The organism is Desulfovibrio sp. 86 (genome assembly GCF_902702915.1).
GTDB lineage: Bacteria > Desulfobacterota > Desulfovibrionia > Desulfovibrionales > Desulfovibrionaceae > Desulfovibrio.
Map to the genome: position 1 here is coordinate 3,174,974 of NZ_LR738849.1, position 23,286 is coordinate 3,198,259.

Below are 23,286 nucleotides of genomic sequence, written 5' to 3' on the forward strand. Positions count from 1 at the left end.
AAGAGAATTTCAGTTTGGCTTTGCACGGAAAAAAGAGTGCTTACAACAGGGCCTGGGCAGACTTATCCCACAAGCAGCACCACCCGCATAGCGGGTGGTGCTGCTTAAAAAATTGGCGTCCCTAAGGGGATTTCCGGTACTTTGTAAGTATCTGGAAAAGAATATTATCAGAAGCTTTATGCCAGTCAATGTCCGGATAAATAGCGTAAATATAGTTGGTTACGATAAAAACTATTGGGCGATATTGGTCTTGCCATGTCGGTCAACATGCAAAATCCGGGTTAGAATATTTTGCAAGCCTTGAGTTTGCGCCAAAGGGTGTTGGTGCTGATGCCCAACGAACGTGCAGCAAGAGTGCGGTTGTGGTTAACGTTTATAAGAGTTTTTTTCAAAATTTTGCATTCGCAAGCTTCCAGTTGTTCTCTAAGTGATGAAGAGTTGGAGAACAACCGGCACGAGGAAGACAGCCTATCGCTTTCAAAGGAGGTCGGAGGCGCGATGTCAAGGGATGGGGGCGTCTGTATGGCTCGCAATTCCTGCAGCAGTTCCGCAAGCAATGCGTCATTGGGGGCAGGCCGATCTAGCAGCAGAGTGTAACGGCGCACCAAGGCTTCCAACTCACGAATATTACCCGGCCATGTATAGTCTGCCAGCATTTTCAGACCATGCGACGAAAAATGGTTTGGCATCCCCTTGCGGGCGAGCAGAACATGCACGATATCCGGGATATCTTCTCGTCTGCGGCGCAGCGGCGGCAGATACAGGCTCAACGTGGTCAAACGGTAATAGAGGTCAGCGCGAAAACGTCCGGCGCGCACTTCATCCACAAGACTTTTCCATGAAGAACTGATGACGCGCACATTGACCGGGATAACCCTGTCCCCGCCAACACGCATGATTTCCCCCGATTCCAGCACTCGCAGCAGCAGCGCTTGCAGTGCGGGGGAAATATCGCCAATTTCATCCAGAAAAATGCTGCCTTCGTTGGCTAGCGTGAAAAGGCCATCCTTGCCGCCTCGCCGCGCACCGGTGAAGGCCCCTTCGTCATGCCCAAAAAGTTCACTTTCGAGTAGGTTTTCCGACAGCGCCGCGCAGTTGATGGCCACAAAGGGTTGCTTACAACGCGGGCTGGCGGCATGGATGCCGTGGGCCAGCAATTCCTTGCCTGTGCCAGTTTCTCCCTGGATGAGCACGGAGGCTTCGGTGTTGGCAAAACGGCGTGCCTTGCTGCGCAGCTGGCACATAACGGAACTTTTACCTATCAGCGCGTCAAGGTCATGGCGTGTAGCAAACCCCTTGATGCGCAGGTGAGCGCGCAACTTCCTGTCAATGCTGCGAATATCTTCAACTGGGCGGAAGGCGGCTACCGCTCCGCGTACTTCATTATTGACCAGAATGGGGCGTGAATTGATAATAAACTCGTGTTTTCCCACCTGGCGCACGGTGTCCTGGCCCCGCTCCGTGCGGTGCAGAGCGTCGGGAATACCCATACTGCGCAAGACTGCAGTTGTGGGGGTGGCTTGGCGTGCGTCCACCTCCAGCAGTTGTGTGGCTCTGGGATTACAGGTGATAACTTTCCCCTGTGCATCAACCCCCACAATGCCTTCGTGCAGGGAATTCAAAATGCCCTGCAGCCATGCTGCCTGCTCACGTTCCAGCCGTTGAGAAACGGCAATGTTGACGGCTTCTTCCAGCGCTCTTTGCATCACATCTGTGCTAGGCGTGACCACCACTCCTTCACACCCCCAATTACGGGCGATTTCTGCGCAGATACCACCGCCAACAACACATCCCACTCCGTTGGACACGGCTTGGCCGATCTCCTTCCGCAAACTTTCAGTTGTCGTGAAAGATATAGTAACAATGCGTATATCAAGCAGGTTATCTAGTATTTCCCATCCGGCAGGCGGGGGCCCGTAACATGTCAATGCAATATGGCGCGTGTACCGCCTTGCGCATAGCAGCGCCCGTATTACATCCAGGTGGCTACGGGCAATTGTGACTACGGGTTTGTGTAATTGTTGGCGTAAAAGATTGCCTGTGGCGCCACCACCGAGGATCACTTCGACACCTTCTTCCAGCAGGGAACGAGCCACGGGAACGGCTTTTTCCATGGTGGCAAGGCGAATTTCTATCCCCATACCCAGTGTTGCAGCGTAATCTTGCACTGCTGCGGCAATGGCGCTGGAATTGGAAACAAAGGCAAATCTAAAGTCTTTTTTATCCATATTTGCCTCCAAGGTATCATTGCATAAATATTATACTATGCAGTCTCGTAATACAAGAAACGACGGCCGAAGTTATATAACGGCCGTCGTAGGTATAGTGGAATTGGTATATGGTAGATATTGGTTGCACTTTGTGGTGAACAGGGGATGTTTTCAACGACACCCCTTTGCCCAGGAGCATTCCCATAGATGCATTTTCAGTATTTCTCCTTTTAAATTCACATTTTACTATAGGTTAATGTCATAGGAGTACACTATTTGCCTAAAGAATGTTTTTTGCGTTGATATGAATAACAATTCATGGTGGGGTCATATATTAGAAAGGCCACGGAGCAGTTGGGTCCCAAACTGGCAACCCAAGAAAAGCATACCAGGGAACCATAACACATATCCCGTACCCAATAGCCAGCAATACGGATACCCATCCGGCCTTAGCATAGTCAGTCATTGAAAAGGTATTGCTGCTATAAGCAATGACTGCAACTGTGATTTGTGTGGGCAGGATGTAGGCAAAGGTGTCCGTGTCGGCCACAAGCATGGTAAAGGCCACAGGGTGCAAGCCGAGAGTTGGAGCAAGTTTTACAAGAATAGGAGCAAAGAGGCTGATAGCGGCGACATTGGACAGCATACCAAGACGGATGATGTGCGTGCCAACCATGACAATAAGCAGGATCAGCCACCACGGGTGCCCAACGGCAAAGATGTGGATATGTTCTGCGAGCCATGCTGCAAGACCGGAGCTTCCCATGCACTGGGACATGGAGAGAGCCCCACCCAACATGATCAGCGTCCCCCATATGGTGCGTTCTTGAATTTGCTTCCACTTGAAGGGGAAAACGCCGGGGATAAAGAGCAAGACAAGACCGATCATGGCTACAATATGGCTGGAAATATGGTGCCAGCTTTGTGTCATCCATAATGATGCCGTAAACCCAAAAATAAGCAGAATGAGAATCTCGCTTTGCGAAATTTGGGGCAGGCGTTTGAACTGCTCTGTTAACACTTGGGCTCCGCCTTCAATTTCCATATTTTTTGTCTTGAAGTGCCAGCGCAGCCAGATATTTGTTAAAAAAAACATGCCAAGATACGGCCATTGCAGAATAAACCAGTCAAAATAGGATATGTCAATATGAAGCTCTTTGCTGAACAGGCCCACGAGCACGAGGTTGGGCAAATGCGAAGTAAGGATGCACATGCCAGAAATCATGGAGCCATAAACAAGCACCTGAATCATTATATGCTTTTTTACAGCGCGCTCGGCTGGCGTATCACCGAAAAGATTTGTGATGCCGTTGACAATGGGCAGCAGCAGCGCTCCGCGGGGATTCGCCCCAGGGACGATAATGGAGAGAATAAAGTTGACGCCGAAGAGGCCCATTATAGTGCTGTTGGCGCTTCGGATACGTAGTTTGTGCAGCAGGGTAATGGCGATGCGCTTGTCTATGCCAGCTAGCTGTATAATGGCGGCCATGATAAATGCTGCCATACAAATAAAGTAGGCATTGGAGGTAAAGCCCGACACGGCGTTGGGAAATTTGTCGACAGCCCCGCTCAGAACGAGAAGCATGGGAATGGCCACTCCAGTTATACCCACGGGAATGGCTTCGGAAACCCAGATTATGCTGGCCCACACAACCACCGCCAAGGTAGCCTTGCCTTGTAGCGTGAGTCCATCCGGTTGCGGCATGAACAGCATAATGCCAAAGAAAACAACCCACGCAAAAATAAAACCGAGAAATGATTTTTGCGGGGATACCCCCGCCATGTCAGCGTTATTGTGCAGATTAGTCAGAAAGCGGGATAGTCCGAAACGAGGGCGAGGTTGGGTAGCTGGCGCATCATGTAACATACTTACCTCCCTAGAAAAAATTCTAGTTTTAAGACATCCTGCACTGGTGATTGAAGGCGGTCTTTATCCCCTGCAAGACCGGAATGTCCTGCAGGGGTAATCCGCGATCACCTATGACGGAAAGAAAGGTGCATCCATTACAGGACGACGTCGCCCACATATTGCCGTTTGATGGAGAAATGTTTTTTCCATGCGGCCCAGGCTCGCAAGCCCATAATCATTTCCTCATCTGGATCTCCCTGCGGAAAGGTGTGCGGGTTGTCGGCTTCGGTCCAGATACCTTTTTTTCGACGTTCTTCACGCTGGCTAACAAGCCAATCATTGTAGCTTTCAAATACAATGTGCCCTTCGAAGCCGTCCAGGGTTGCAGCACGAACGCGGCCGTCAAATTCCACGTATTTGTTGATCATTTTTTCGGAAGGCATTTCTGGAGCTACATCATTCTTGTAACCGGCTTCTTCCAGTGCCTTTCCGGCTACTGCTGCAAAGATGCGCTGGTCACGTTGGCTAAGCAGATCCTTATATATCCCTACATACTTATCGCTAATGGCGTGCCCCAGAGGTGCGTGATCGCGTGAAGCACCGCGTGCCTTGGCCATGTCTGTCTTGTAAAAATCAAGCATTCCCGTTTCAAAATCTTCACCCAGGAATTCGCATACGCCGCGCATGACCTGCTCGGGTTGATGTACGAGTTTTTCATAGCAGACATCCAGCCACAAACCCTTATCCATCAGTGGTTTGCGCCAGTCTTTAACAGCATTCCAGCAGCGTTTCCATGAGTGGGCTGCGCAATAGATATTGGTAGGTCCGAAAGAGGATTCCATGTAGTCCACACAGGCATCTCGCCCATCGCGGGTGATGTAAATAAACTGAGCATTGGGAAAGTCATGATGCATCGCATCGATAAAATAGAGATTGTGCGGTGTTTTTTCGCCCCAGCGCGGTTTGTTGCTGTATTGGGCGAACCGCTGATGCATTGCGGCGTAAAGTCCCGCAAAGCTACGTTCTGGAGCCAGTTCGATGACCTCGTCGAGGATCGCCCGCGGGTTGACCTGCATGCCCCACAGGGGAGTCTTGAGGCCAAAAACCATTTCGCTGGCCAAGGTGCGGAAATTTTCATCTTTAGAAAGATCGCCATAGGTATGCAGATAGGGATAAAAGCGGGGATAGTACCACACGACTTCCGGCACGGCGATACGTGAGTGGCAACCGAGAAGCGCCATAACCAGTGTTGTTCCAGAACGTTCCGCACCAATCATGAATATGGGGCGTTCGTTAAGTGTAATGGACATGCAATACTCCTTGTTCAATTAAGATTGTATTAATGCCCTCATCAGGATGAAACCACCGACGAGTATGCACACCACGGAAACCGTCTTTTTTAAGGTTGCAGTAGACACGGTATGTGCCATGCCGACACCTAGAATGACGCCCACAAGTTCCAGCACCGTCACCCATGCCGCGACTGAAAAATTGATGGCTTCGTTGGAAACATTGCCCAGTGTGCCGGAAAGCGCCGCCGTGATCTGAATGACCTGACTTGTGGCGATAGCCGTCAATGGGGCGAACCCCAGTATGACCATAAGTGGTACTGAAAGAACGGGGCCGCCCACGCCAGTGAGCCCTGAACCGAAGCCCACCAATGCGCCTATACCCAGCAACAGGGGGAGCCGCCGCCGAGGATGTTGTTCTGCGGATTTTTTGCGGGCAGGTAACAGCGCGTAGACACCGGCAAAGATGATGACGCTGCCCAGCAGGATCTCCAGTAGGTGCGGCGCGGCGTAGCCATTGCACAGAGCCCCAACATAGCCTGACGGGAGCGCCCCGAGGCAGACGGGGACCGTAATGCCCCAGTTGATGCTCCCGTGGCGCTGGTATAGCCATGTGCCCAGCACTCCGGTGAAAATGAAGCTGAACAAGGCCGTTCCCATGGCCACCTGAATGGGAAGGTTGGCGAATTCGTTTAGGGCGGGAATGAGCAGAATACCACCTACACCGACCGTGCCAATAAGCGCGCCCACGAGAATGGCGACCAAGGTTAGGAGAATAAACATACATATGCTCCAAATACATAAGGTTGCCGCATCATCAGCAACTACCGTGCCAGATTTTTTTTAGATTAATAAACTGATATTAAAGAATAAAATTTAGGCATGCCAGAGTAGGCATAGTTTAAAATTGCAAAGAGGTGATGATATCTCTTTCTTTCGAAATATCATCACCTCCCATTTTGCTTGGCAGATATGCATCGTATGGTTGTGCGCAGATAGATCCCCGGCTTCCTCAACTTCAATATGTGTCGGCCTAATGGCTTCCATGCGCCCCCTCTTTTCCGGCGCGGTTTCCTGTACCTTGTGGGGATTTATGGATTGGCATATAAGGCCCTGCCAATCGTCACACCCTCTTTCCTGCCCCTTTTTCGACTTTACCCCAAAAGGATTTCTTTACTGACAAAAAAGAAGAGAAGCAGGGGAGAGGCAAAGGCAGTTGTGGTTCGCCGCAATTGCGGGCGAACATCCGATAAACTCATCCCAACTGGAACGGAGTACAAGAACATGCTTCAGACTCCGTTTTTGAAACGAAAAAAGGCTGCATTTTCATGCAGCCTTTTTTCAAAACTAACCCCCGGGGCTAACCCCTTGTGGGTATCTGGTGAGGTTTTTATTATAACCTCTTGAAATCAGTTGGCGTCCCCAAGGGGTTTTGAATATTCTATATAAGTCTACAATATTATTGATTGTTTTTAGAAATTTTTATTTTCTACGCGAAAGCTAATACACATCGGCATAACGGCGGCAATCCCTCATTGGGGGAATTGAACCGCTCCCTCATATGCTCCCTAAACAGGTCGGATACAAGTGCAGCCCTATTTTTAGGATTTCGTGACGTTAAAGCCCAACTCATCTTCCAGGGCGGCTATCAATTCGGACGGACGAACATTCAACGCTTTCGCAATGATGAAAAGCATGTCGAGATGGGGCCATTTCCTGCCGACTTCCAGTGTGCAAAGGTAGCCAAGACTTATGCCCATTTTTTCGGATAACTGTTCTTGTGTCAGCCCTGCCGCTAGCCGATACCGGCGTAAAACATGCTGAAAATTTAGTCGTGCTGCTGAATTAAGAGGATTTTTCATTCTCTTATAATAGGCGTTTGCATGTTTTTTGTTTCTAGCCTACAGACTAGAAAAACTAGTCTATAGGCAAGAAGGTCAGGATTGCCGTTGTGGAGGTGAAATTATGAATTTTTGGGAGCCGGAAGGGTATCACCAGTTAGGCCGGGATTTGTGCAAAGATATTGAGTGGGATGATGTGTACGCCCGTTTCAAAATTGCAACGGGAACCACAAATAAAACAGACTTGGCTAACTACCTTGGGGCGCGGGTTTCGTGGCTCAACTTCTGTCGAAAGTATCAGATTGTGCCTGTGAAATGGTTGCGACGGTTAGTGTTTCTGAAAAGCGAATATACGCCGCAATGGGTCTTGCATGGCAGAGGCAAGCCAAAGTGGGAGGGGTGGGAGCTTGATAGTCCGCAAAGCCAAAGGATCCAATAAACCGCTTTTATTTTTGCTGACGGTAAGTAAGGGCTTTCTGGGTTGATTACGAACCAGTAGCCCCTTGGGAATGGCGGCGGATATGAAAGGCTGTTACAATTTTTGAGTTGGCAGAGTATGAACTTACTTGACACATATCAAATAATGTTGAACTATCAATCTATGCAAACGAAACAAGCAACCAAAATCTTTGAGGCGCTTTCTTCCGACGTGCGCCTGGACTTATTCAGGCTACTGGTCAAACACGCGCCTGACGGCCTTGTGCAAGGCGATATTGCCAAAGAGCTTGATATTCCTTCGACCAATCTTTCCTTTCACCTCAAGGCCATTGTGCATAGCGGACTGGTGGACGTGGAACGGGAAGGTCGGTTTATGCGTTACAAGGCCAATATCCCGCTGATGCTGGATATTGTGGGCTATCTGACGGAAGAATGCTGTTCCGGCAACCCGGAGGCTTGCCAAAGGTTCAGGGATGCAAGCCCGGTGAGTGGCATCCTGCCCAAGCGTGTTGATTGATAGGAGCAATTTTTTTTCACCTAAATATCAACTGGTCAACATATGTTGACATGAGAACGGGAAACCATGATGGATACTGAAAAGATGGGTTGTTGCTGTTCCGGGCAGACCCCGACCCCTGTGGCAAGCTCAGAAGGCTGGAATCGGAAATATTTGGCAATGATAGCGTCGCTGGCCGTGCTCTGGTGGCTGGCTTACAGCTATATTCTCCCGGCTTCACACTGGCTGGTTTTCGGGCTGTTCGGTATGAATCCTGAATCGCATCTCGGCGCTTCCTTGGAATTTTTCATCTACGATACGGTGAAAATTCTTCTGCTACTGGTGGCGCTGATTTACGGCATTGCCTGGATACGCGCCTCGCTGAATGTGGAACGTGTGCGCGATTATCTTGCCGGAAAACGGCGCGGCCTTGGGTATTTCCTCGGTGCTCTGTTCGGGTCGGTCACACCGTTTTGCTCCTGTTCCAGTATTCCGCTCTTTCTCGGTTTCACTACGGCACGAATCCCTATTGGCATCACCATGTCATTCCTGATTACTTCGCCGCTTATCAACGAAATCGCCGTTGTGTTGCTGTGGGGGCTGCTCGGCTGGAAATTCACGGTAATTTATGTGCTTGTAGGCATGGCGGCGGGAATCATCGGCGGCTTTTTTATGAACAACATCAGGGCGGAACGCTGGCTGCAACCGTTCATAATTGAAGCCATGAACAACGCCCCCGCGCATCAGTATGTCAGCGAGAGCGGCGAAGTGCAAAAACTGACTGTCAGGCAGCGGCATGTATTCGCTTATGGAGAAATGACTTCTATCTTCAAGCGCGTCTGGAAGTGGGTCATTATCGGTGTGGGCATCGGTGCGGCGCTGCACGGTTTTGTGCCGGAAAACTGGTTTGCGGAAAATCTTGGAGCCGGTGAATGGTGGTCGGTTCCCGTGGCCGTATTGGTGGCGATTCCTCTTTATTCAAATGTGACGGGAATTGTGCCGGTTATGGAAAGTCTGCTGGTCAAGGGCTTGCCTATTGGTACGACAATGGCTTTCTGCATGAGTGCCGTAGCAGCCAGCATCCCGGAAGTGATGATGCTGCGACAGATTATGACCATCAAACTGCAAGCGGCTTTCATCGGCTATTTATGGGTGATTTTTACACTGGTGGGTTGGCTGTTCAACATTCTTGGCCCGTACATAGTTTAATCAACAGGAGAGAGACAATGGAAATAAAAGTATTCGGCCCCGGCTGCGCCCGCTGCACGGAAACGGAAAATCTGGTGAAAGAAGTGGCTGCGGCCAAGGGCGGCAATATCACAGTGCAAAAAGTGTCCGACCTGAAAGAAATGATGGCGGCGGGCGTGATGTCTACCCCGGCTGTGACTGTTGATGGCGTGGTGAAATCAACGGGAAAAATTCCAAGCAAAGAAGAAATCGCGGCTTGGATTGACGGCGCTGGCGGTTCGGCTGCTCCCGGTGCATCCGGTGGTTGCTGCTGCGGTGGTAAGTGCTGAAAAGGAAGCGGCGGGGAATTTAGCAAGCCGTTTTTTTATAGGCCCAATGCACTGGCAATGCGCCTGAGTTCTGCTTTTTCTTCTTCCAGAAACAGCTTTGCCTCGCCATATTGGAGCGCTATTCGGGAATATTTTATTGCTGACTCCCTATAATCTTTCCCGAGGCTGCCAAGATGGACAAGGGTTTTCTGGAGCCGTACCTGAACCTCGTAAGAAGCGGCTGCATCCCGAATCACCGGATTGAAAGCGTCTTGAAAAAGATCGTCAATGCAAAGTTCGGGTACCCAAAGGCGCTTGAATTCAGCTGCTTCATCTTTCCTTTCAACTGTGTACACTTCAAGTACACGACCTGCTCTGACAACAATGTCAATAGCCGTGCCCTGGTCATTGACTGCCGGAGACATGGCCCGTGAGGCTACTTCCGCCAGGACGCATAGGCCGAAGCGCGGGTCTTGTTCAAAGGTGCGCTGGTCTGCAATGGTGAAACATTTGCAGAATTCGCGATATGATTCAGATGTAAGTTTCTTGGTGAACAGAGCGAGCAGCGTGCCTTTTGTAACATATTTGCCCGGCGTGCTAGCAACGTACACATCGACCTCATGTTCCTCCGCGAGTTGAGAAATTTTTTTGGCGTCGAAATATTGTAAATAGCCACTGGATTCCGCTTGTAAGTCAGTCCATTCCGGTAAAACATCAGGGAAAGTTTCAAACCGATTGCATCCATAGGTTGGTTTATGCGCGCGCCGCTTGATTGCATCGGTAGCGGCTTTTTCAATAAGACCGTTGGTTTCATTCACCCTGCCCAGAGTGGTCAGCCTGTCTACCCAGCGGATGAACGTCACCACGATGAAGATGACTGTAACGATGGTAAAGACGAACAGGATAAACCTTCCGCCGCCCTCATACAAACCCATGTTCAAGGCGATAATCCCGACCAGACTGAACAGGAAGGTTCCTAGAAAGGTGCTAAGGGCATTCTGGGTTGTTTTGTCTTCTGTGATAAGCCTTGTGGCGCGGGGTGTTACATTTGATGTTGCCGCGCCATAGGCAGAAACCATCGTGGATAAGGAAAACGTAGTCACTGCCAGCATGCTTGAGGCCAGTATAGTCAAAATATTCCCGGCAGTTTCAGAGCCGACAATTTTACTGAGCTCTTCGGGAATATAGCTTTTAAAAATCACCGCTACCAAGGCGCTCAGAACACCAAGCAGGGCGTAGGCGGAAACCTTGGGCCATATTTTTTTTGCCAAGGCCAGAATGGTAAATTTTACGTTCGTCATACGGCATTATTTGTAGTAGTTCAGACTTGATCTGACAGTCGGTTCCGTTTTGATGGTTCCGATTGTCAGGTTAGTTGAGTTGTCCGACCTTTTCCTTCCAGATCTGTTTTCCGTCAAGGAGTGTTTGCAATGGCGTTCTGCCGCAACACTTTTTCCCTTGATGTGTCCTTTCGATGTTGTAATGTTCCATCCAGACATCCAGATCGGCCTGCAGTTCCTCCAGAGAGTTATACAGTTTCCGCCGGAAGGCAACCTGGTAAAACTCGTGCAGGATGGTCTTGTGGAAACGTTCGCAGATGCCGTTTGTCTGCGGATGCCGCGCCTTGGCCTTGGTGTGTTCTATGTTGTTTATGCCCAGATAAAGCTGGTAGTCATGCGTTTCCAGTCTGCCGCAGTACTCTGTGCCCCTGTCCGTCAGCATGCGGATAATGCCCATTTCCATTGAAGTGAAGAATGGCAAAACCCGGTCATTGAGCAGGTCGGCTCCGGTGATGGGTGTTTTGGTAGTGTAGAGCTTGGCAGCCGCCCACTTAGAGTAGGTATCCACAAAGGTTTGCTGATAAATACGGCCGACGCCCTTGATGGTGCCGACGTAAAATGTGTCCTGACTGCCGAGATATCCGGGATGATGGCTTTCTATTTCGCCGCAAGCCTCATCGTCGTGTTTTTTACGCTCCAGAGCTTGTACCTGGGCTTCGGTGAGCACAATGCCCTCTTCAGCGGACTTCTTCTCCAGGGCGTTCAGGCGCTGCTTCATTGAGGCCAGGTCATGGCGCAACCAGATGGAACGCACCCCTGACGGCGACACAAATACGCCGGTTTTGCGCAGTTCGTTGCTGGCCCGCACTTGCCCATGAGCAGGGAAGGCTATCGCAAAATCCAACACCGCCAGTTCCGTGGCCTCTTCCACGCGATTTTTCAGGTTGGGCTTTTTGCGGCTGACCTCAAACAGCGCTTCAACGCCTCCGGCGTCTCGTGCTGTTTGATACCGGTAGAAGGTATCTCTGGAAAAGCCCATGATGCGGCAGGCTCTGGAGACATTGCCGAGTTCGGCAGCAAGGTTGAGAAGTCCGGTCTTGTGTTTGATGACGTTTTGATTGAAACTTTCCATGGGGAAACTCCGTGGGCGCTGTGCCCGGTTGATGGTACGTTTACACTTCCATCAAAACGGAGTTCCCCTCGCTTTTCAAGGGACAACTGTCAGATCAAATCGCGACTACTTCACATTATTCCTGTCGCCAATTCGGATTGTGGAGAACGTATATTCGGAGGAACTGCATAGTCAATTTTTGCTATTAAATAACTGGTTGTCTATTAGTTCTTATATCCGCTCGTTCGGTTTTCTGTCCAGTTTTGTGCGCGATACCCCAAAGAAGTGCCGCGTTGCAAAAATCCGTGCTGCCCTGGTGAGTCAGCTCTCTTGCCCGGTTATTCGCCATGCCCGGAAGTTGGCACGTTGGAGAAATTTTTTGAGGTAGTTCGCGAAGAGCGCCGCCTTTGGTTGGAAATGCCTGCAAGCCCTGGTCATAACCCTGTGCATCGTGACGGGCGCGATATTCAACGGCTGGGGCCTGTTGACCCTGGCCGAGAAGAAAATCACGACTTTGCACCGGGAAATAACCGCGCTGTCAGAACGGAAAGATTCCATGGAAGCCCAGAGCGCCCCGCTATGGGCCACTTTCAAGGGGCTGGAGCCGTATCAGTCGGAGGGCAAGGACTATCTGCTGACACCGGAGGGCTGGACAATCACCCACGGAGGAACGCTCGGCAAACAGAAAGCCTGGAGAATAGTGAGGAAATAGACCATGACCGAACTGGAGCGCACTCTCAAAAACACCTTGCTCACCTTGGAACAGGAATTGAATGCCACCCAGAAAATGCACGGCACATCCCTGGTCAACCACCAGCGCAGCTTGGAGAGCCACGCCCAAACCATTCGTCAGCTACAGGAGAACGTGGCCAGTTCCGAGTCGAACAACAGGAATCAGTGCGGCACTTGCAACGCGTTAGCGATATACATGCGAACTTGAAACCGCTCTTGTCGCGTTTGAGCGCCTTGTTGAACGCCAAATAGAACGATTGCGGGCACAGGGGAGCCAACGCAGCCGTGGGCCGGGGTTGGGGAGGTAAGCCATTTCGGCACAAGTTTGGTTTGGGGTTATGGGACAATGCCCGATAACGCCTTTTGGTACCCAATGAGCAGCAGCTTATCGCCTCGCGCGAGCGGTTGATGCGGGTCTGGCACAAAAACGTACTCAGCTGCGTTTGCTGGACAGATTGCAGCCACCAAAAGACCGTTTGTGTCTCTCAATTTAAGCTCCGCCAAAGACTTCCCTGTCCATTTGTCTACAATAAGTTCCTGGATGAGCACTCCGGTACCAATTGGAAGCAGGTCCAGCATCCCAGGGGTGTTCAGGCGATATGCCACTTGGGTGGCTACGTCTATTTCCGGCTCAAGCACCCGTCCTACGCCTAGTTTGCTAAGAACTTTACGGTGAGCCGCGCTTACCGCTTTTACCAAAATATCTTTTGCTCCTATCTCTTGAAGGTTCAAGGTGATCAAAATGGAAGAATCCATTGTGCTCCCTACAGATACCGCAACAGTGTCACAGGATTGAAGCTTCAACTGGTCCAGAGCTGTTTTGTCGGTAGCATCCGCCACATAAGTCTGTGGAAAAATATCCTGGACGGCATGCACACGTTGAGGATCAATATCTACTCCTAGTACATTATGACCCAACTCTGTAAGCACGATGCCCAGTTGCCTGCCAAATTTTCCCAGGCCGATAATCCCGACTTCCAATGTCTTTTTCATGTAATTACCCTATTGGGATTGATTCTTCAGGATAGGCATAAGCGATTTCTGTATGGAATTGCTGAATGGTCGTTATCAGCCACACCGGGCCGAGCTTGCCTATGAACATAACAAGACAAAGAACAATTTTTCCCCAGTCAGTCAACAAGGGGGTAATATTGAGCGATAATCCTGTTGTACTGAACGCCGAAACTACTTCAAAAAATAAACTGAAAAGAGGAATACGTGCGGCGCCATGATGCGTCAGCCCGTTTTCCGTAATAGCCAGGAGAAATGTTCCCATGAGAATTGTTAATATTGCATAGTAAAACAGCAACATCGCATTATTGCGTATCTGGCTGTTCATAGCCCTGTTTTGGATAACGGCTTGCTTTCTTCCTTTGAGCTGTGCAGCCAAGCTCGCCAAAAGGACACGAAACGTCGTGGTTTTAATTCCGCCAGCTGCCGAACTCGGTGATCCGCCAATGAACATTAAAAATACAGTCATAAGCAGCGTTATATCTGTAAACCCTACCAGATCCGTAGTTGCAAACCCGGCCGTTCGGCTGGTTACTGTTTGAAAGCATGCAGTAAGAAAGCGTTCTCCAAGTGAGGCATCGCTCCATATTGTATTGCCAAGCTCGGACAGAAATATAAATATGCTGCCGGAAGCGAGCATTCCTATGGTCGTTGTTATAACTACCTTGCTATAGAAGCTCAACTTTTTGCTTTCTGCTGTGGAAAAAAGATTATAGTATCCGCTTTTTTTGCAGCTATGCTGCACTTTTTCCACTATCTCATTTATGACAAAGAAACCAAGCCCGCCTATGACAATAAGAAGCATTATGACGATCTGAAAACTCCAACAGTGGCGTAATGGTATCAAACTATCGGGCCATGGGGCAAATCCCGCATTGCAAAAAGCTGAAACCGCCAAAAAAAGCGCGTCAAACGCCGTCACTCCTTTGGGAGAAAGCAATAAGAGAAAAATAAAGCCGATACATTCAAAAGCAAAAACAAAAAATACGATTCTTTTTATGAACTTTCGTAAGCTGAATACGTTGCTGCAGACGATGGATTGCTGCACAGCAAGCCTGTCTCTCAACGATATATTCTTACCGATAATATAAAAAATGAGCGTGGTGTAAGTTATTATGCCAAGGCATCCAAGCTGCATTAGAGCAATAATTATCCATTGCCCGGCAATAGTAAATTCTGAAAAAACGTCAATTGGCGATAATCCCGTGACACATACGGCAGAGGTCGCGACAAAAAAAGCGTCAACAATGCTGACAGGCTTGTTTGCTGAAAAAGCCTCCAGGCTCAGCAAGGTACCCCCTATCAGAATGGCCAATAAAAAAGCGATTATTGGCAAAACAAATGGAGTGAGATAATGACGTTTAAAGTACTGTTGCATATCTTTGTAATTGTATAATAAAATTAGTGTCTTATTTATTCTGTTGCATGTGGCTTGTTGGGCCGTGGGGCCGGTAGTCTATGGGGTTCAAGCAGAGGCGTCGGCTTGACCAGCAAAATGTTGTTCTTCCCTTCGTACCAAAGCTGGGTGACAGCCAGCAGCGCCTCGTAGGTTTTGCCGAGCGAACCTTCGTCACAAAGAATGACGCCTTTCAGGTAGGAAGAGCGCAGAGCGAATTGCGCGGCGGGTAATTCCGGATGTCCGAAGACGCGAAGGTACCAGCCTGTCGCGGCCATAGGCGTAGGCCGACAGCTTGCGGGCCTTGTAGATGGCGTGAAAAGGCGTAAGTAACGCCGTTTTTCGTGTTGGACATTGGTGCTCATGTCCGAAAGGTATAACGCGGTGACCGGATATTTTCTATAGTCTGTGAGGGCAAAATTTGGCGGGGTTCAATCTGTGATTCAACCAATTGTCGTGACAGTGTAACGACAGACACGGCCCCTGGAATGTCCAAGGGCCGTGTCTGTCGTTGTCGGAAAAAGAGCGGAATGCCGCTACAATTCATCCAGCGGCATGTCCGGTGTAACGGTGAATTGTCCGCTACTCACCCTGGCGGACTTCTCCGGTTGCGACATGGGCGCGGCCTTTTCCGTCTGCACGGGCGGCGGGGGTGTGTCTTTTTTCTTGTCCTTACCGCGTCTGAACTCGTTCAGGTATTTTGCCAGTGTGGGCGGCTTTATCTCAATGCCTTTCTCATGGAGTTTTTCGGCAATCTCTTGGGTATCGAAGCCGCGTTTTTTCATCCGTTCCAGTGTCGGGGCCAGGGCGAAGATTGTTTCTTTCACGGTCAGGCTGCGGTTGCCGTCCAGAGTGACTTTGGCGGGCTTCATCCTGGCAAGCTCCAATCCGATTTCCTTGACCTGGGCTGCGGTGATATTCATGCTTTTTCTCTCCTTTATTGTGGCGGGGCCATACCCCGGATTTTGCTTTTGGCGGTCGAGCGGCACGTTCGCCCACACTTCGCGGAGTGAAGTATAGTGGGCTATACTTCTGCTCCCCGCAAAGATTCAGCGCGGACTCAACGGCCCATGCCCATACCGCGCGGCCTCCGTTCCAATGACTGCGCTCTCTGCTGTTCGCGTTCTGCCCGCTGCCGCTCAAGCTCTGCGGCTTTTTGCTGCTCAAGCTCTTTAGCTTGGCGCTCTTTATCCGCTTGCTGCTGGCGCTCCTGCTGTTTGATTTCTTCGAGCAGCCGTTTTTGCTCTGCCGCTTTCCGTTGCGCTTCCTGCCGCTGCTCCCGCTCGTATTCATCGCGCATCATACTGGCGTCTGTATTCCAGCGGAAAAACTTCTCGGTTTCTTCCAGGCGGGCGAGAAGGTTCTGATTGGTGTTGTTCAAACTTCGGATGCTCGCGTTGATTTTCTGGCGTTCTTCGGCATGCTGCAGTTCAATGCCAAGAACTTTGTCGTGTAGCTCCTTGGCTTGGGCTTGCAATTTCTCGTTATCGGCTTTCAGCTTTTCATTCTGCGCGTCCACGATGCCCTTTGCCGCCAATGCCTTTTTCTGGTGTTCGATTATCCCTTGGGCAGCTTCCAGCACGGATTTGAAATTGAGCATTGACGCCTTGGGAATGTCCGTTTGCTCGGAGAGCATTTTTTCCGCTTCCTGGGCTTGCCGTTCAATGGACTGCAAACGCTCCTGCAATGCGGACTCCTCCCGCTGGCGCTGTACCAGTTCAGCGTTCACGGCCTGGGTTTCTTTTTCCAGACTATGAAGCGCCTCCTGCTGCTGTTTGAATTCACGAGTGTTCAGATGTTTTTTCTTCGCTCCCGGCTCCTGCTCGACGCCGCGCTGCAAATCAAACCCACTGCTTTGCAGATGCCGGGGCAACTCGGTTTGCAGCTTTTTCAGACTTTCCCGTGTGTAGATTTCCTTAGCGTTCAGTCGGCCGTCCGGCGTCACCGGAACATGCAGGAAGTGCATGTGCGGCGTTTTTTCATCCATGTGGACCATTGCGGAAATGACGTTTTCCGCGCCGACAAACTCCGTAAGGAAGGCTTTGCTTTCCTCAAAGAAACGCCTGGTTTCTTCCGGGGGGAGCTTTTCAAAAAACGCGCTGTCAGAGGACACGATGAGGCCGCACATATGCACGGCGTCTTTCCGCACGGCCTTCACCAATAAGAGGTCGTCAATGCGATTCTGGATGGCCTCGGCGTAGTTTCCAGAGGCGGATTCGTGCAGATCGTAGTTGTGGCCGCTGCGCTCATAATCAATATCCGGGTTGGAATGACTTTCTCGCTCCCGGTTGTTGTGGCTCTGGATGCCGCGCACAGCTTCTTTTTTGAATTTATCCATGTGTAAAACGAGATAGGACATAGTTGGACTTCCTTGTATCACTCGCTCTCTCGCTCTTTATGCGGCGGGAAAGCGGTACATTTTTTCATTTTTTGTGGTACAGCAGTTGCAAACTTCGCTGGACATAGTTGCACTTCATTGGATTACTAATACGAGGAATATTGCCGATGTACCGCTGTACCGCCCCTTAGGGGGTGATACAGCGATACACCTGAAAACGGCGGGTCAATTTCCTCCGTCCAGTTTCTTTTTCAACCGCTGGATTGCGCCCTTGGACTTGCCCATTTCCTCGGCGCAGTCGCGGATGCTGTAACCCTCGCTCAAAAGACGCTTGAGTGTTTCCAGTTCCACGTCTTCCAGCACTTTTATCTGCCAGTGCAGGGCATTGCCCTCCGTCACCAGATTGGCCTCAAAGGGCTTGGCATCATCGCCCAATACGCTCCGCGCTTTTGTCAGATGGACTTCAAATCGTGCGCCCTCGGCCATGCTGTATTCTCTGGGCCTCCGTAGACTGATTACCGTGTCCATAATATCCTCCCTGGCGCTGGTGCCGCGCTGGTCGCCGGATTTTCCGGCATGGTGAATAAGGAGCACGGTTATCCCTCTGCGGCGCAAGTCCAGCAGCCACGACTGCATGACTTGCCAGGATTGCGCCTCATTTTCTTTCCCTGTGCGGCACAGGGTTGCGATATTATCCAGCACAACCATGTCCACGCCTTTCAGATACGGTTCCAACGCTAGTTGTCCGCTCATGGTGGATAAATCCGGCATGGGGCAGGGCTGTAAATCCGGCGTGATGAGCGTCAGATTTTTTAAGGCATGGGGCGGAACCGCCATGCCGCTGATAAGAGCGGCAAGACGGCTCTGCATCGCTGTAGCGGGCATTTCTCCATCCACATACAGCGTCCGTTTGGGGGTGGGAGCACGCCAGTCGAAAACAGCCCCGCCGGATGCCACGGCCACGGCAACGCTCAAGGCCACAAAGGTTTTGCCGATGCCACGCGGGGCATACAAAATGCCTATGCCTTGTACCGGGAGAACGGGCGACAGAAGTAACCCCCGTTCAGGAATGGACATGGAAAGAAACTCCCCCATATCCAGAGACACCAGGGCGGGGGCGCTGCCGACTGCGGCGGGATGGTTTTCAGACGCTTCCAACTGACGGCGGACTTCCTGTAGGCCATCGCTTTCGTGCAAATCGTTGAAGTCCGTTCCGATTCCCAAGGCAAAGAATGGAAGAACGAGCCGGGCCAGCGCCGCTTGAGCGGCCTCTTGCCCTTTGTTGCTGCCCGCTTCATCATTGTCACCGCAGATGAGTATGGATTTGTCTGGAAACGCATTACGCACAGCGCCAGCCACGATTGGGAGATTGTTTGCAGAAAACGCCACATACACGGTGTAACCACAAGCAAGGTGAATGCTGGCTCCGGTGGCGTAACCTTCGCAAACGGCAACAGCCTTTTCCGGCTTGCCCTGAATGACAAAATGCCCGCCGTGAACTTTGCCGCCAGTAAGGAAACGCTTTTCCCCATCCGGCGCTATGCGTTGCAGCGTTTGCACGTTGCCGGAAGCGTCTTGTACGGGAATAAGCAAAGTGCCATTTGGGGCTTGTCGCACAGCCCCAAGTGGCGGGATGCCTTTACGCTGCAAGTATGGATGCTCCGGGGAGCAGGGAATGGAAGCGTTTAGCTCGCTCTGCGCTTTTTGCGCCGCCGCTGCCTGTCGCCGTGCAAATTCATCCTCACGTTGCTGTTTTACGATAGCTTGCCGCTGCCGTAATGCCTCCTTTTCCGCTTGGGAAAATGTTCTTTCCTCGGTATCGGTGAACGTTCCTTGCTCTACGCTCTCCCAGTTGCACCACCAGAGTGTCGCAGGGGTGTCCAGATGGGCGATATACGCGCCGTTCTGCTTGTTGGGCTTGGCTTGGGTGGGGCAACGGTGCAGTTTGCCGTCCGCAATGATTTCAGCCGGTATCAGCCCTTTGCCGTTCAGAACATCACGGAAAGTTTGCAGGGCGTTACTCATTGTCTGCCCCCTGCTTGCCAAGGTTCTCTATAAACGCGTCGATGTCCTCGGCTTTCCAGACAGTAGTGCGGGGGCCGATCTTGATGGGTTGGGGAAAGCGTCCGGTGCGGCACCCCTCCAAAAATGAGCTTCTGCTGATGGAAAGGCGAGCCAGAACCTCTTTAATACGGAGTAGCCGCTTAATGGATGATTCAACTTGTTTCTGTGACATAAAAAGCCTCCTAAGTTTTTATTGAACTTAGGAGGCACTAAAGCACTAAAAACACTGAAAAACCGGGAGTGTAGGCTGGGAAATATCGGGAAAATCCGGGAAAAACCGGGAATGTTGGCAAAATTATTCTGTGTAGTAGCGTCCTTCTGCCAGTTCCAAATGCTTCCGGGCGTGTTTAGCTCTGGCGCTGTCTGTAATGCCTTCTCCGCGCAAAATAGTTCCGATTTCTGTTATGCTTTTGATGCCCACCCAATAGTGGAGAGCATAGGCGATTGGAGCATCTTCCTTATACCCGGCAATCCGCATATCGTTACAGACTTGTTGCCCTGTCTTTCCTTCCCATAAAGAGCGGGGAATGAGAATCATACCCTCTTTTTGTCCATGCTCCGCAACTTCGGGCAGGGTATTCGGGGGCGCTTCCTCCCCAACGGACGACGGAATATGCGTTTCGGTAATTATATCTGATTGTTCGGGTTCGGGAACTGGCGGCATTTTTTGTGCAGCCCTTTTGATAACAAACTCGACCATCTTTTCCGTGATGCCTTTTACTTCCTTGACGAAAGGGAAGCCCCGAATAACAGACCAGTAGTGAATGGCCGATAGATTATTCACGGCAACCGTATCGGGGAATATATTTAACAGAACATGGGGAGCAGAAAGTTTCAGGTCAATGTTTTTCACCCCTTCTACCCTGGTGATGCTGGCAATATTTTTCTCCACCAACTCAAGATGATAAAAGAGAAATGTTCTGTCAGAATCATTTACAGCGGATTTACTGTCATACGTTGTCTCGACTATGTAATCGAAACCACTTTCTAAATCCTTGAAAGATATGCGCCGTGCCATTTCATAGAAAAAATCGACTATCCATTTTGCATATGTTTCTGTTGGGAAGTATTTTTCCGGTATCTGGTGGGTTTCAGGGAAAGGCGGATTCTCTACCTTGTAAAGCCGGGAGCATTCAGCGGCGGGATATTTCCAATAAGAGGAATACGCCTTTTGCCACAGTTCATAGGGAAAGACGCCATCAGGGGATAGGTAGTCCAGGAGTTCTTGAGGTTCATATTCGCCCAGGCCGTATGCCTGTTTGACTCTGAACAAAGGTATTTTTTGCGGCTCAAACATGGATTTATCAGTACAACAAAGGCCACAGATGGGCAATAAGCAGAAGGGCGGCGCGGTTTTTGTGAGCGGCACCCCAAAGAAGTGCCGCGCTGCAAAAATCCGTGCCGCCCTGGTGGGTCAGCTTGTGTTTGCTCGATTAGCTATACCACGCCCTGACCATATCAAGGCCATCGTAGCCGAATTGTTTCATATGCTCTTTTTCTTCTTCGCTCCAGCCGGTATCTTTGACGGTGATTTGAGCATTTTCCGGTATTTCCCCAATGGAAACGGTGAGTTCGTTTGTTTCGGCAGAATCATATTCTATTGTATCAAGTTGGTATTCAAACATATTTCCTCCTGTATCACTGTTCTGCCGTCAAACGGCTATGCAATCCACTTGTTCAGTGCTGTCATGCTCACTGGATACTTGCTTTTTTCTTTTCCGGGCCTTGTTTGCCTGAACATGCAGCCAGTCTGCGTATTTTTGTACCACTTGCCTTCTCATTCTAAGATACTTGGCGTGGTTATAGGCTTGTGACACTTCATTGCCGATATTATGGGAAAGCTGCTTTTCAACGGCCTCAAAATTGTAACCAAGCTCGTTGCCGGTCGTTGAGAACATGCCTCTAAGCCCGTGTGTGGTCAGTTCGCCCACGGAGTAGCCCAAACCTTCAAGAATCAGCTTGCGTAGCGTTTCAGGAACTATATGGAGGTTGCCCGCTCCGCCGGGAAACATATATTCAAAGTCGCCGGTGATTTTGTGAAGCTCGGTCAAAACCTTCAACGCCTGTTCACTCAATGGACATTCATCGTTTTCAAGGCCGGTTTTGGTGTTTTCCGCATCTTTTCGCCAAAGTTTCTGCTCAAAGTCAATCTCGGTCCATTTGCCCTCGCAGACTTCGTGAGGCCGCTTCATAGTGTATAAAACCAGCCATAAGCCGTGGATGGTGTACGGAAGGGCTTTCGTTCCCTTGTACTTGGGCTTGTAATCTTCCAGGCGCACAACAAAATCACCGATGGCCGCTGGTTCCACAAGGGTGGCGTGGTGCTTGGCCTTTACCCGCTTCTTGCGGTATCTGCCCAAATTTTGCGCGACATTCGGGAGGCTTTTGTCGTGCAGCTCCGCGTATTCGTAGAGCTGCTTCCAGACACCCGCAACTTTTTTCGCCTGGGCATGTTTTTCCGATTCGGTGAGCAAGCGTATGCAGTCTTCGATCACGGCATGGGTTATATCCCTAAGTTTCATGTGGCCGTAAGGTTTGACAATATATTTCTGCGCCCTGTCGCTCTTGGTCTTGATGGTATTTTTTGACCAGTTGGGGTCGCTTTTGAGCCACTTTTCGACATACTGCTTTACTGTCCAGTGTTGCGGCGAATCGGGTGGCGCGGGGGTATCGGGGTTTCTTTTTTGAGCTTTGGCTTTTCGCGCCATTTGAGGCGGAACAAAGAGGGCGGGGTGAAGCCCCTGGTCGAGATGGGCGCGGAAGGCGGCGTTTAATTGCCTTGCTTCCGCCAGAGAGGTATCGGGAAAAGCGCCGAGCGTTTTATTGTTGGCCTTGCCTTCCCAACGGAAGCGGGCAATCCATTTTTTCGTGCAACCCTTCCTTACGGACGGTTCGACGTGAAGCTCCAGGGCTTCGCCGTCGCCGTAGGCTGCTTTTTTGTCGGTAGCCTTTACTCCCTCAACGAATTTGACAGTGAGTTTTCCCATGTGAAGCTCCAAAAAAAACGTGAGTAGGTATTTGCTTTGTAGCAAATTCCTACTCACATTTCAACTCACATCGGCGCTGGACTGAAGCGGATAAATGCGGACCTACTCACACATTTTTGGCTTCAAAGTATTGCTATTACAGCGACTTAAAAAACTTCCTCGAACCTCTGTGATAAAAGTTTTGGCGTCCCCAAGGGGATTTGAACCCCTGTCGACGGCGTGAAAGCCGCTCGACAAGCGCTTGCCAGCCTTAAATATCAACGACTTACATGCACTGCATGGCGTGTAAATGCACCCAAATGCAGATGCGTTTGTAACCCGTTTTTGTAACCCCTTTGCGATAGCCCATACTCGCAGAGAGGCCCGTTTGTGCTCCGTCTTCGGCCTTACGAAGAGCAGCACATCTTTTTGTCGTCATCACGAAGCACCCCCCGTTTTGGGAATGGGTGCTTTTTTGTTTTCGCTGACTGCCTCATGCCGAGACCCACCCCTGTACCTGCCGGTACCGGGGTGGGTCTTTTTTTGTGCCCGCCCCTTTGGCGAAACACCCTCCGGGGTGTCGTCGTGGGGTGGTTCCCACGGCCTGACGAGCCAGCCGCTCGGTCAATCACCTCAAGCAAAGGAAATAGATTGAGGAAAGCCAGGGCCTAGATAGGCGAAAAGCCAATACGTTGGCGCGTATCGGCTTAACAGCAGAGTGCAAAAATCCTTGTTCTGCGATGGAACGAGGAAACACTAACCCAAAGGG

23 protein-coding genes and 1 other RNA gene are annotated in these 23,286 nt (G+C 50.5%); 7 read left to right on the plus strand and 17 right to left on the minus strand.

Annotated elements, in window-relative coordinates; translation table 11 throughout:
• Positions 1-281: 281 nt before the first annotated feature.
• The 5 genes from DESU86_RS13000 to DESU86_RS13020 form a co-directional block, all read right to left on the minus strand.
• On the minus strand, positions 282-2,228 hold the full coding sequence (locus DESU86_RS13000) for a sigma 54-interacting transcriptional regulator (RefSeq protein WP_179981433.1): 1,947 nt from the start codon (positions 2,226-2,228) through the stop codon (positions 282-284).
• Between the two features lie 316 nt (positions 2,229-2,544).
• Entirely contained in the window at positions 2,545-4,077 is a 1,533-nt protein-coding gene (locus DESU86_RS13005) for an SLC13 family permease (RefSeq protein ID WP_197957567.1), read from the minus strand.
• A 137-nt stretch (positions 4,078-4,214) separates the two neighbouring features.
• Positions 4,215-5,369: a sulfotransferase family protein gene (locus DESU86_RS13010; RefSeq protein WP_179981434.1), complete on the minus strand. Its 1,155-nt coding sequence runs from the start codon at positions 5,367-5,369 to the stop codon at positions 4,215-4,217.
• An 18-nt stretch (positions 5,370-5,387) separates the two neighbouring features.
• Positions 5,388-6,131: a sulfite exporter TauE/SafE family protein gene (locus DESU86_RS13015; protein ID WP_179981435.1), complete on the minus strand. Its 744-nt coding sequence runs from the start codon at positions 6,129-6,131 to the stop codon at positions 5,388-5,390.
• Positions 6,132-6,949: 818 nt separating this feature from the next.
• Entirely contained in the window at positions 6,950-7,210 is a 261-nt protein-coding gene (locus DESU86_RS13020) for a helix-turn-helix domain-containing protein (protein ID WP_179981386.1), read from the minus strand.
• A gap of 103 nt (positions 7,211-7,313) precedes the next feature.
• Between DESU86_RS13020 and DESU86_RS13025 the strand changes: the two genes are divergently transcribed.
• From DESU86_RS13025 to DESU86_RS13040, 4 genes are all read left to right on the plus strand, one after another.
• On the plus strand, positions 7,314-7,628 hold the full coding sequence (locus tag DESU86_RS13025; protein WP_179981385.1) for a hypothetical protein: 315 nt from the start codon (positions 7,314-7,316) through the stop codon (positions 7,626-7,628).
• 162 nt (positions 7,629-7,790) lie between these two features.
• A complete protein-coding gene (locus DESU86_RS13030; RefSeq protein WP_179981384.1) occupies positions 7,791-8,144 on the plus strand; it encodes an ArsR/SmtB family transcription factor in 354 nt (117 codons plus the stop codon).
• Between the two features lie 66 nt (positions 8,145-8,210).
• On the plus strand, positions 8,211-9,332 hold the full coding sequence (locus DESU86_RS13035; RefSeq protein WP_232088371.1) for a permease: 1,122 nt from the start codon (positions 8,211-8,213) through the stop codon (positions 9,330-9,332).
• A gap of 17 nt (positions 9,333-9,349) precedes the next feature.
• Entirely contained in the window at positions 9,350-9,640 is a 291-nt protein-coding gene (locus tag DESU86_RS13040) for a thioredoxin family protein (protein ID WP_179981383.1), read from the plus strand.
• Between the two features lie 35 nt (positions 9,641-9,675).
• On the opposite strand, the gene DESU86_RS13045 is transcribed toward DESU86_RS13040, so the two are convergent.
• Positions 9,676-10,920, minus strand: a complete 1,245-nt coding sequence (locus DESU86_RS13045) for a DUF2254 domain-containing protein (RefSeq protein ID WP_179981382.1) — start codon at positions 10,918-10,920, stop codon at positions 9,676-9,678.
• A gap of 70 nt (positions 10,921-10,990) precedes the next feature.
• Complete coding sequence (locus DESU86_RS13050) at positions 10,991-12,031, minus strand: IS481 family transposase (protein WP_072312028.1); 1,041 nt, start codon at positions 12,029-12,031, stop codon at positions 10,991-10,993.
• Positions 12,032-12,566: 535 nt separating this feature from the next.
• On the opposite strand from DESU86_RS13050, the gene DESU86_RS13055 reads away from it, so the two are divergent.
• Together DESU86_RS13055 and DESU86_RS13060 are read left to right on the plus strand one after the other, a co-directional pair.
• Positions 12,567-12,722 (plus strand): hypothetical protein, encoded by a 156-nt coding sequence (locus DESU86_RS13055; RefSeq protein ID WP_179981381.1) that lies wholly within the window; start codon positions 12,567-12,569, stop codon positions 12,720-12,722.
• 3 nt (positions 12,723-12,725) lie between these two features.
• Entirely contained in the window at positions 12,726-12,950 is a 225-nt protein-coding gene (locus tag DESU86_RS13060; RefSeq protein WP_179981380.1) for a hypothetical protein, read from the plus strand.
• Positions 12,951-13,078: 128 nt separating this feature from the next.
• Here the strand turns inward: DESU86_RS13060 and DESU86_RS13065 are convergent, their stop codons facing one another.
• The 10 genes from DESU86_RS13065 to DESU86_RS13110 form a co-directional block, all read right to left on the minus strand.
• Positions 13,079-13,735: a potassium channel family protein gene (locus tag DESU86_RS13065; protein WP_179981436.1), complete on the minus strand. Its 657-nt coding sequence runs from the start codon at positions 13,733-13,735 to the stop codon at positions 13,079-13,081.
• Between the two features lie 4 nt (positions 13,736-13,739).
• Positions 13,740-15,044: a TrkH family potassium uptake protein gene (locus DESU86_RS13070; RefSeq protein ID WP_179981378.1), complete on the minus strand. Its 1,305-nt coding sequence runs from the start codon at positions 15,042-15,044 to the stop codon at positions 13,740-13,742.
• 122 nt (positions 15,045-15,166) lie between these two features.
• The gene (locus DESU86_RS13075) at positions 15,167-15,427 is read right to left on the minus strand and encodes a hypothetical protein (RefSeq protein ID WP_179981377.1); all 261 of its coding nucleotides are present in this window, start codon (positions 15,425-15,427) and stop codon (positions 15,167-15,169) included.
• A gap of 258 nt (positions 15,428-15,685) precedes the next feature.
• Positions 15,686-16,072 (minus strand): protein MobC, encoded by a 387-nt coding sequence (locus DESU86_RS13080; protein WP_179981376.1) that lies wholly within the window; start codon positions 16,070-16,072, stop codon positions 15,686-15,688.
• Positions 16,073-16,209: 137 nt separating this feature from the next.
• Positions 16,210-17,508, minus strand: a complete 1,299-nt coding sequence (gene mobV, locus DESU86_RS13085; protein WP_179981375.1) for a MobV family relaxase — start codon at positions 17,506-17,508, stop codon at positions 16,210-16,212.
• 204 nt (positions 17,509-17,712) lie between these two features.
• Positions 17,713-19,512 carry an AAA family ATPase gene (locus DESU86_RS13090; protein WP_232088370.1) on the minus strand — a complete coding sequence of 600 codons (1,800 nt, stop codon included), beginning with the start codon at positions 19,510-19,512 and terminating at the stop codon, positions 17,713-17,715.
• Positions 19,505-19,723: a helix-turn-helix transcriptional regulator gene (locus tag DESU86_RS13095; protein ID WP_179981374.1), complete on the minus strand. Its 219-nt coding sequence runs from the start codon at positions 19,721-19,723 to the stop codon at positions 19,505-19,507. Before DESU86_RS13095 ends, DESU86_RS13090 begins: the two co-directional genes overlap by 8 nt.
• 123 nt (positions 19,724-19,846) lie before the next feature.
• Positions 19,847-20,848, minus strand: coding sequence for a hypothetical protein (locus DESU86_RS13100; RefSeq protein ID WP_179981373.1), 1,002 nt, complete (start codon positions 20,846-20,848; stop codon positions 19,847-19,849).
• 136 nt (positions 20,849-20,984) lie between these two features.
• Positions 20,985-21,176 (minus strand): hypothetical protein, encoded by a 192-nt coding sequence (locus tag DESU86_RS13105; protein WP_179981372.1) that lies wholly within the window; start codon positions 21,174-21,176, stop codon positions 20,985-20,987.
• A 27-nt stretch (positions 21,177-21,203) separates the two neighbouring features.
• A complete protein-coding gene (locus DESU86_RS13110; protein ID WP_179981371.1) occupies positions 21,204-22,538 on the minus strand; it encodes a tyrosine-type recombinase/integrase in 1,335 nt (444 codons plus the stop codon).
• A 537-nt stretch (positions 22,539-23,075) separates the two neighbouring features.
• Between DESU86_RS13110 and DESU86_RS13115 the strand changes: the two genes are divergently transcribed.
• An RNA gene (locus DESU86_RS13115) (hammerhead ribozyme type II) lies at positions 23,076-23,139 on the plus strand.
• Positions 23,140-23,286 lie beyond the last annotated feature (147 nt).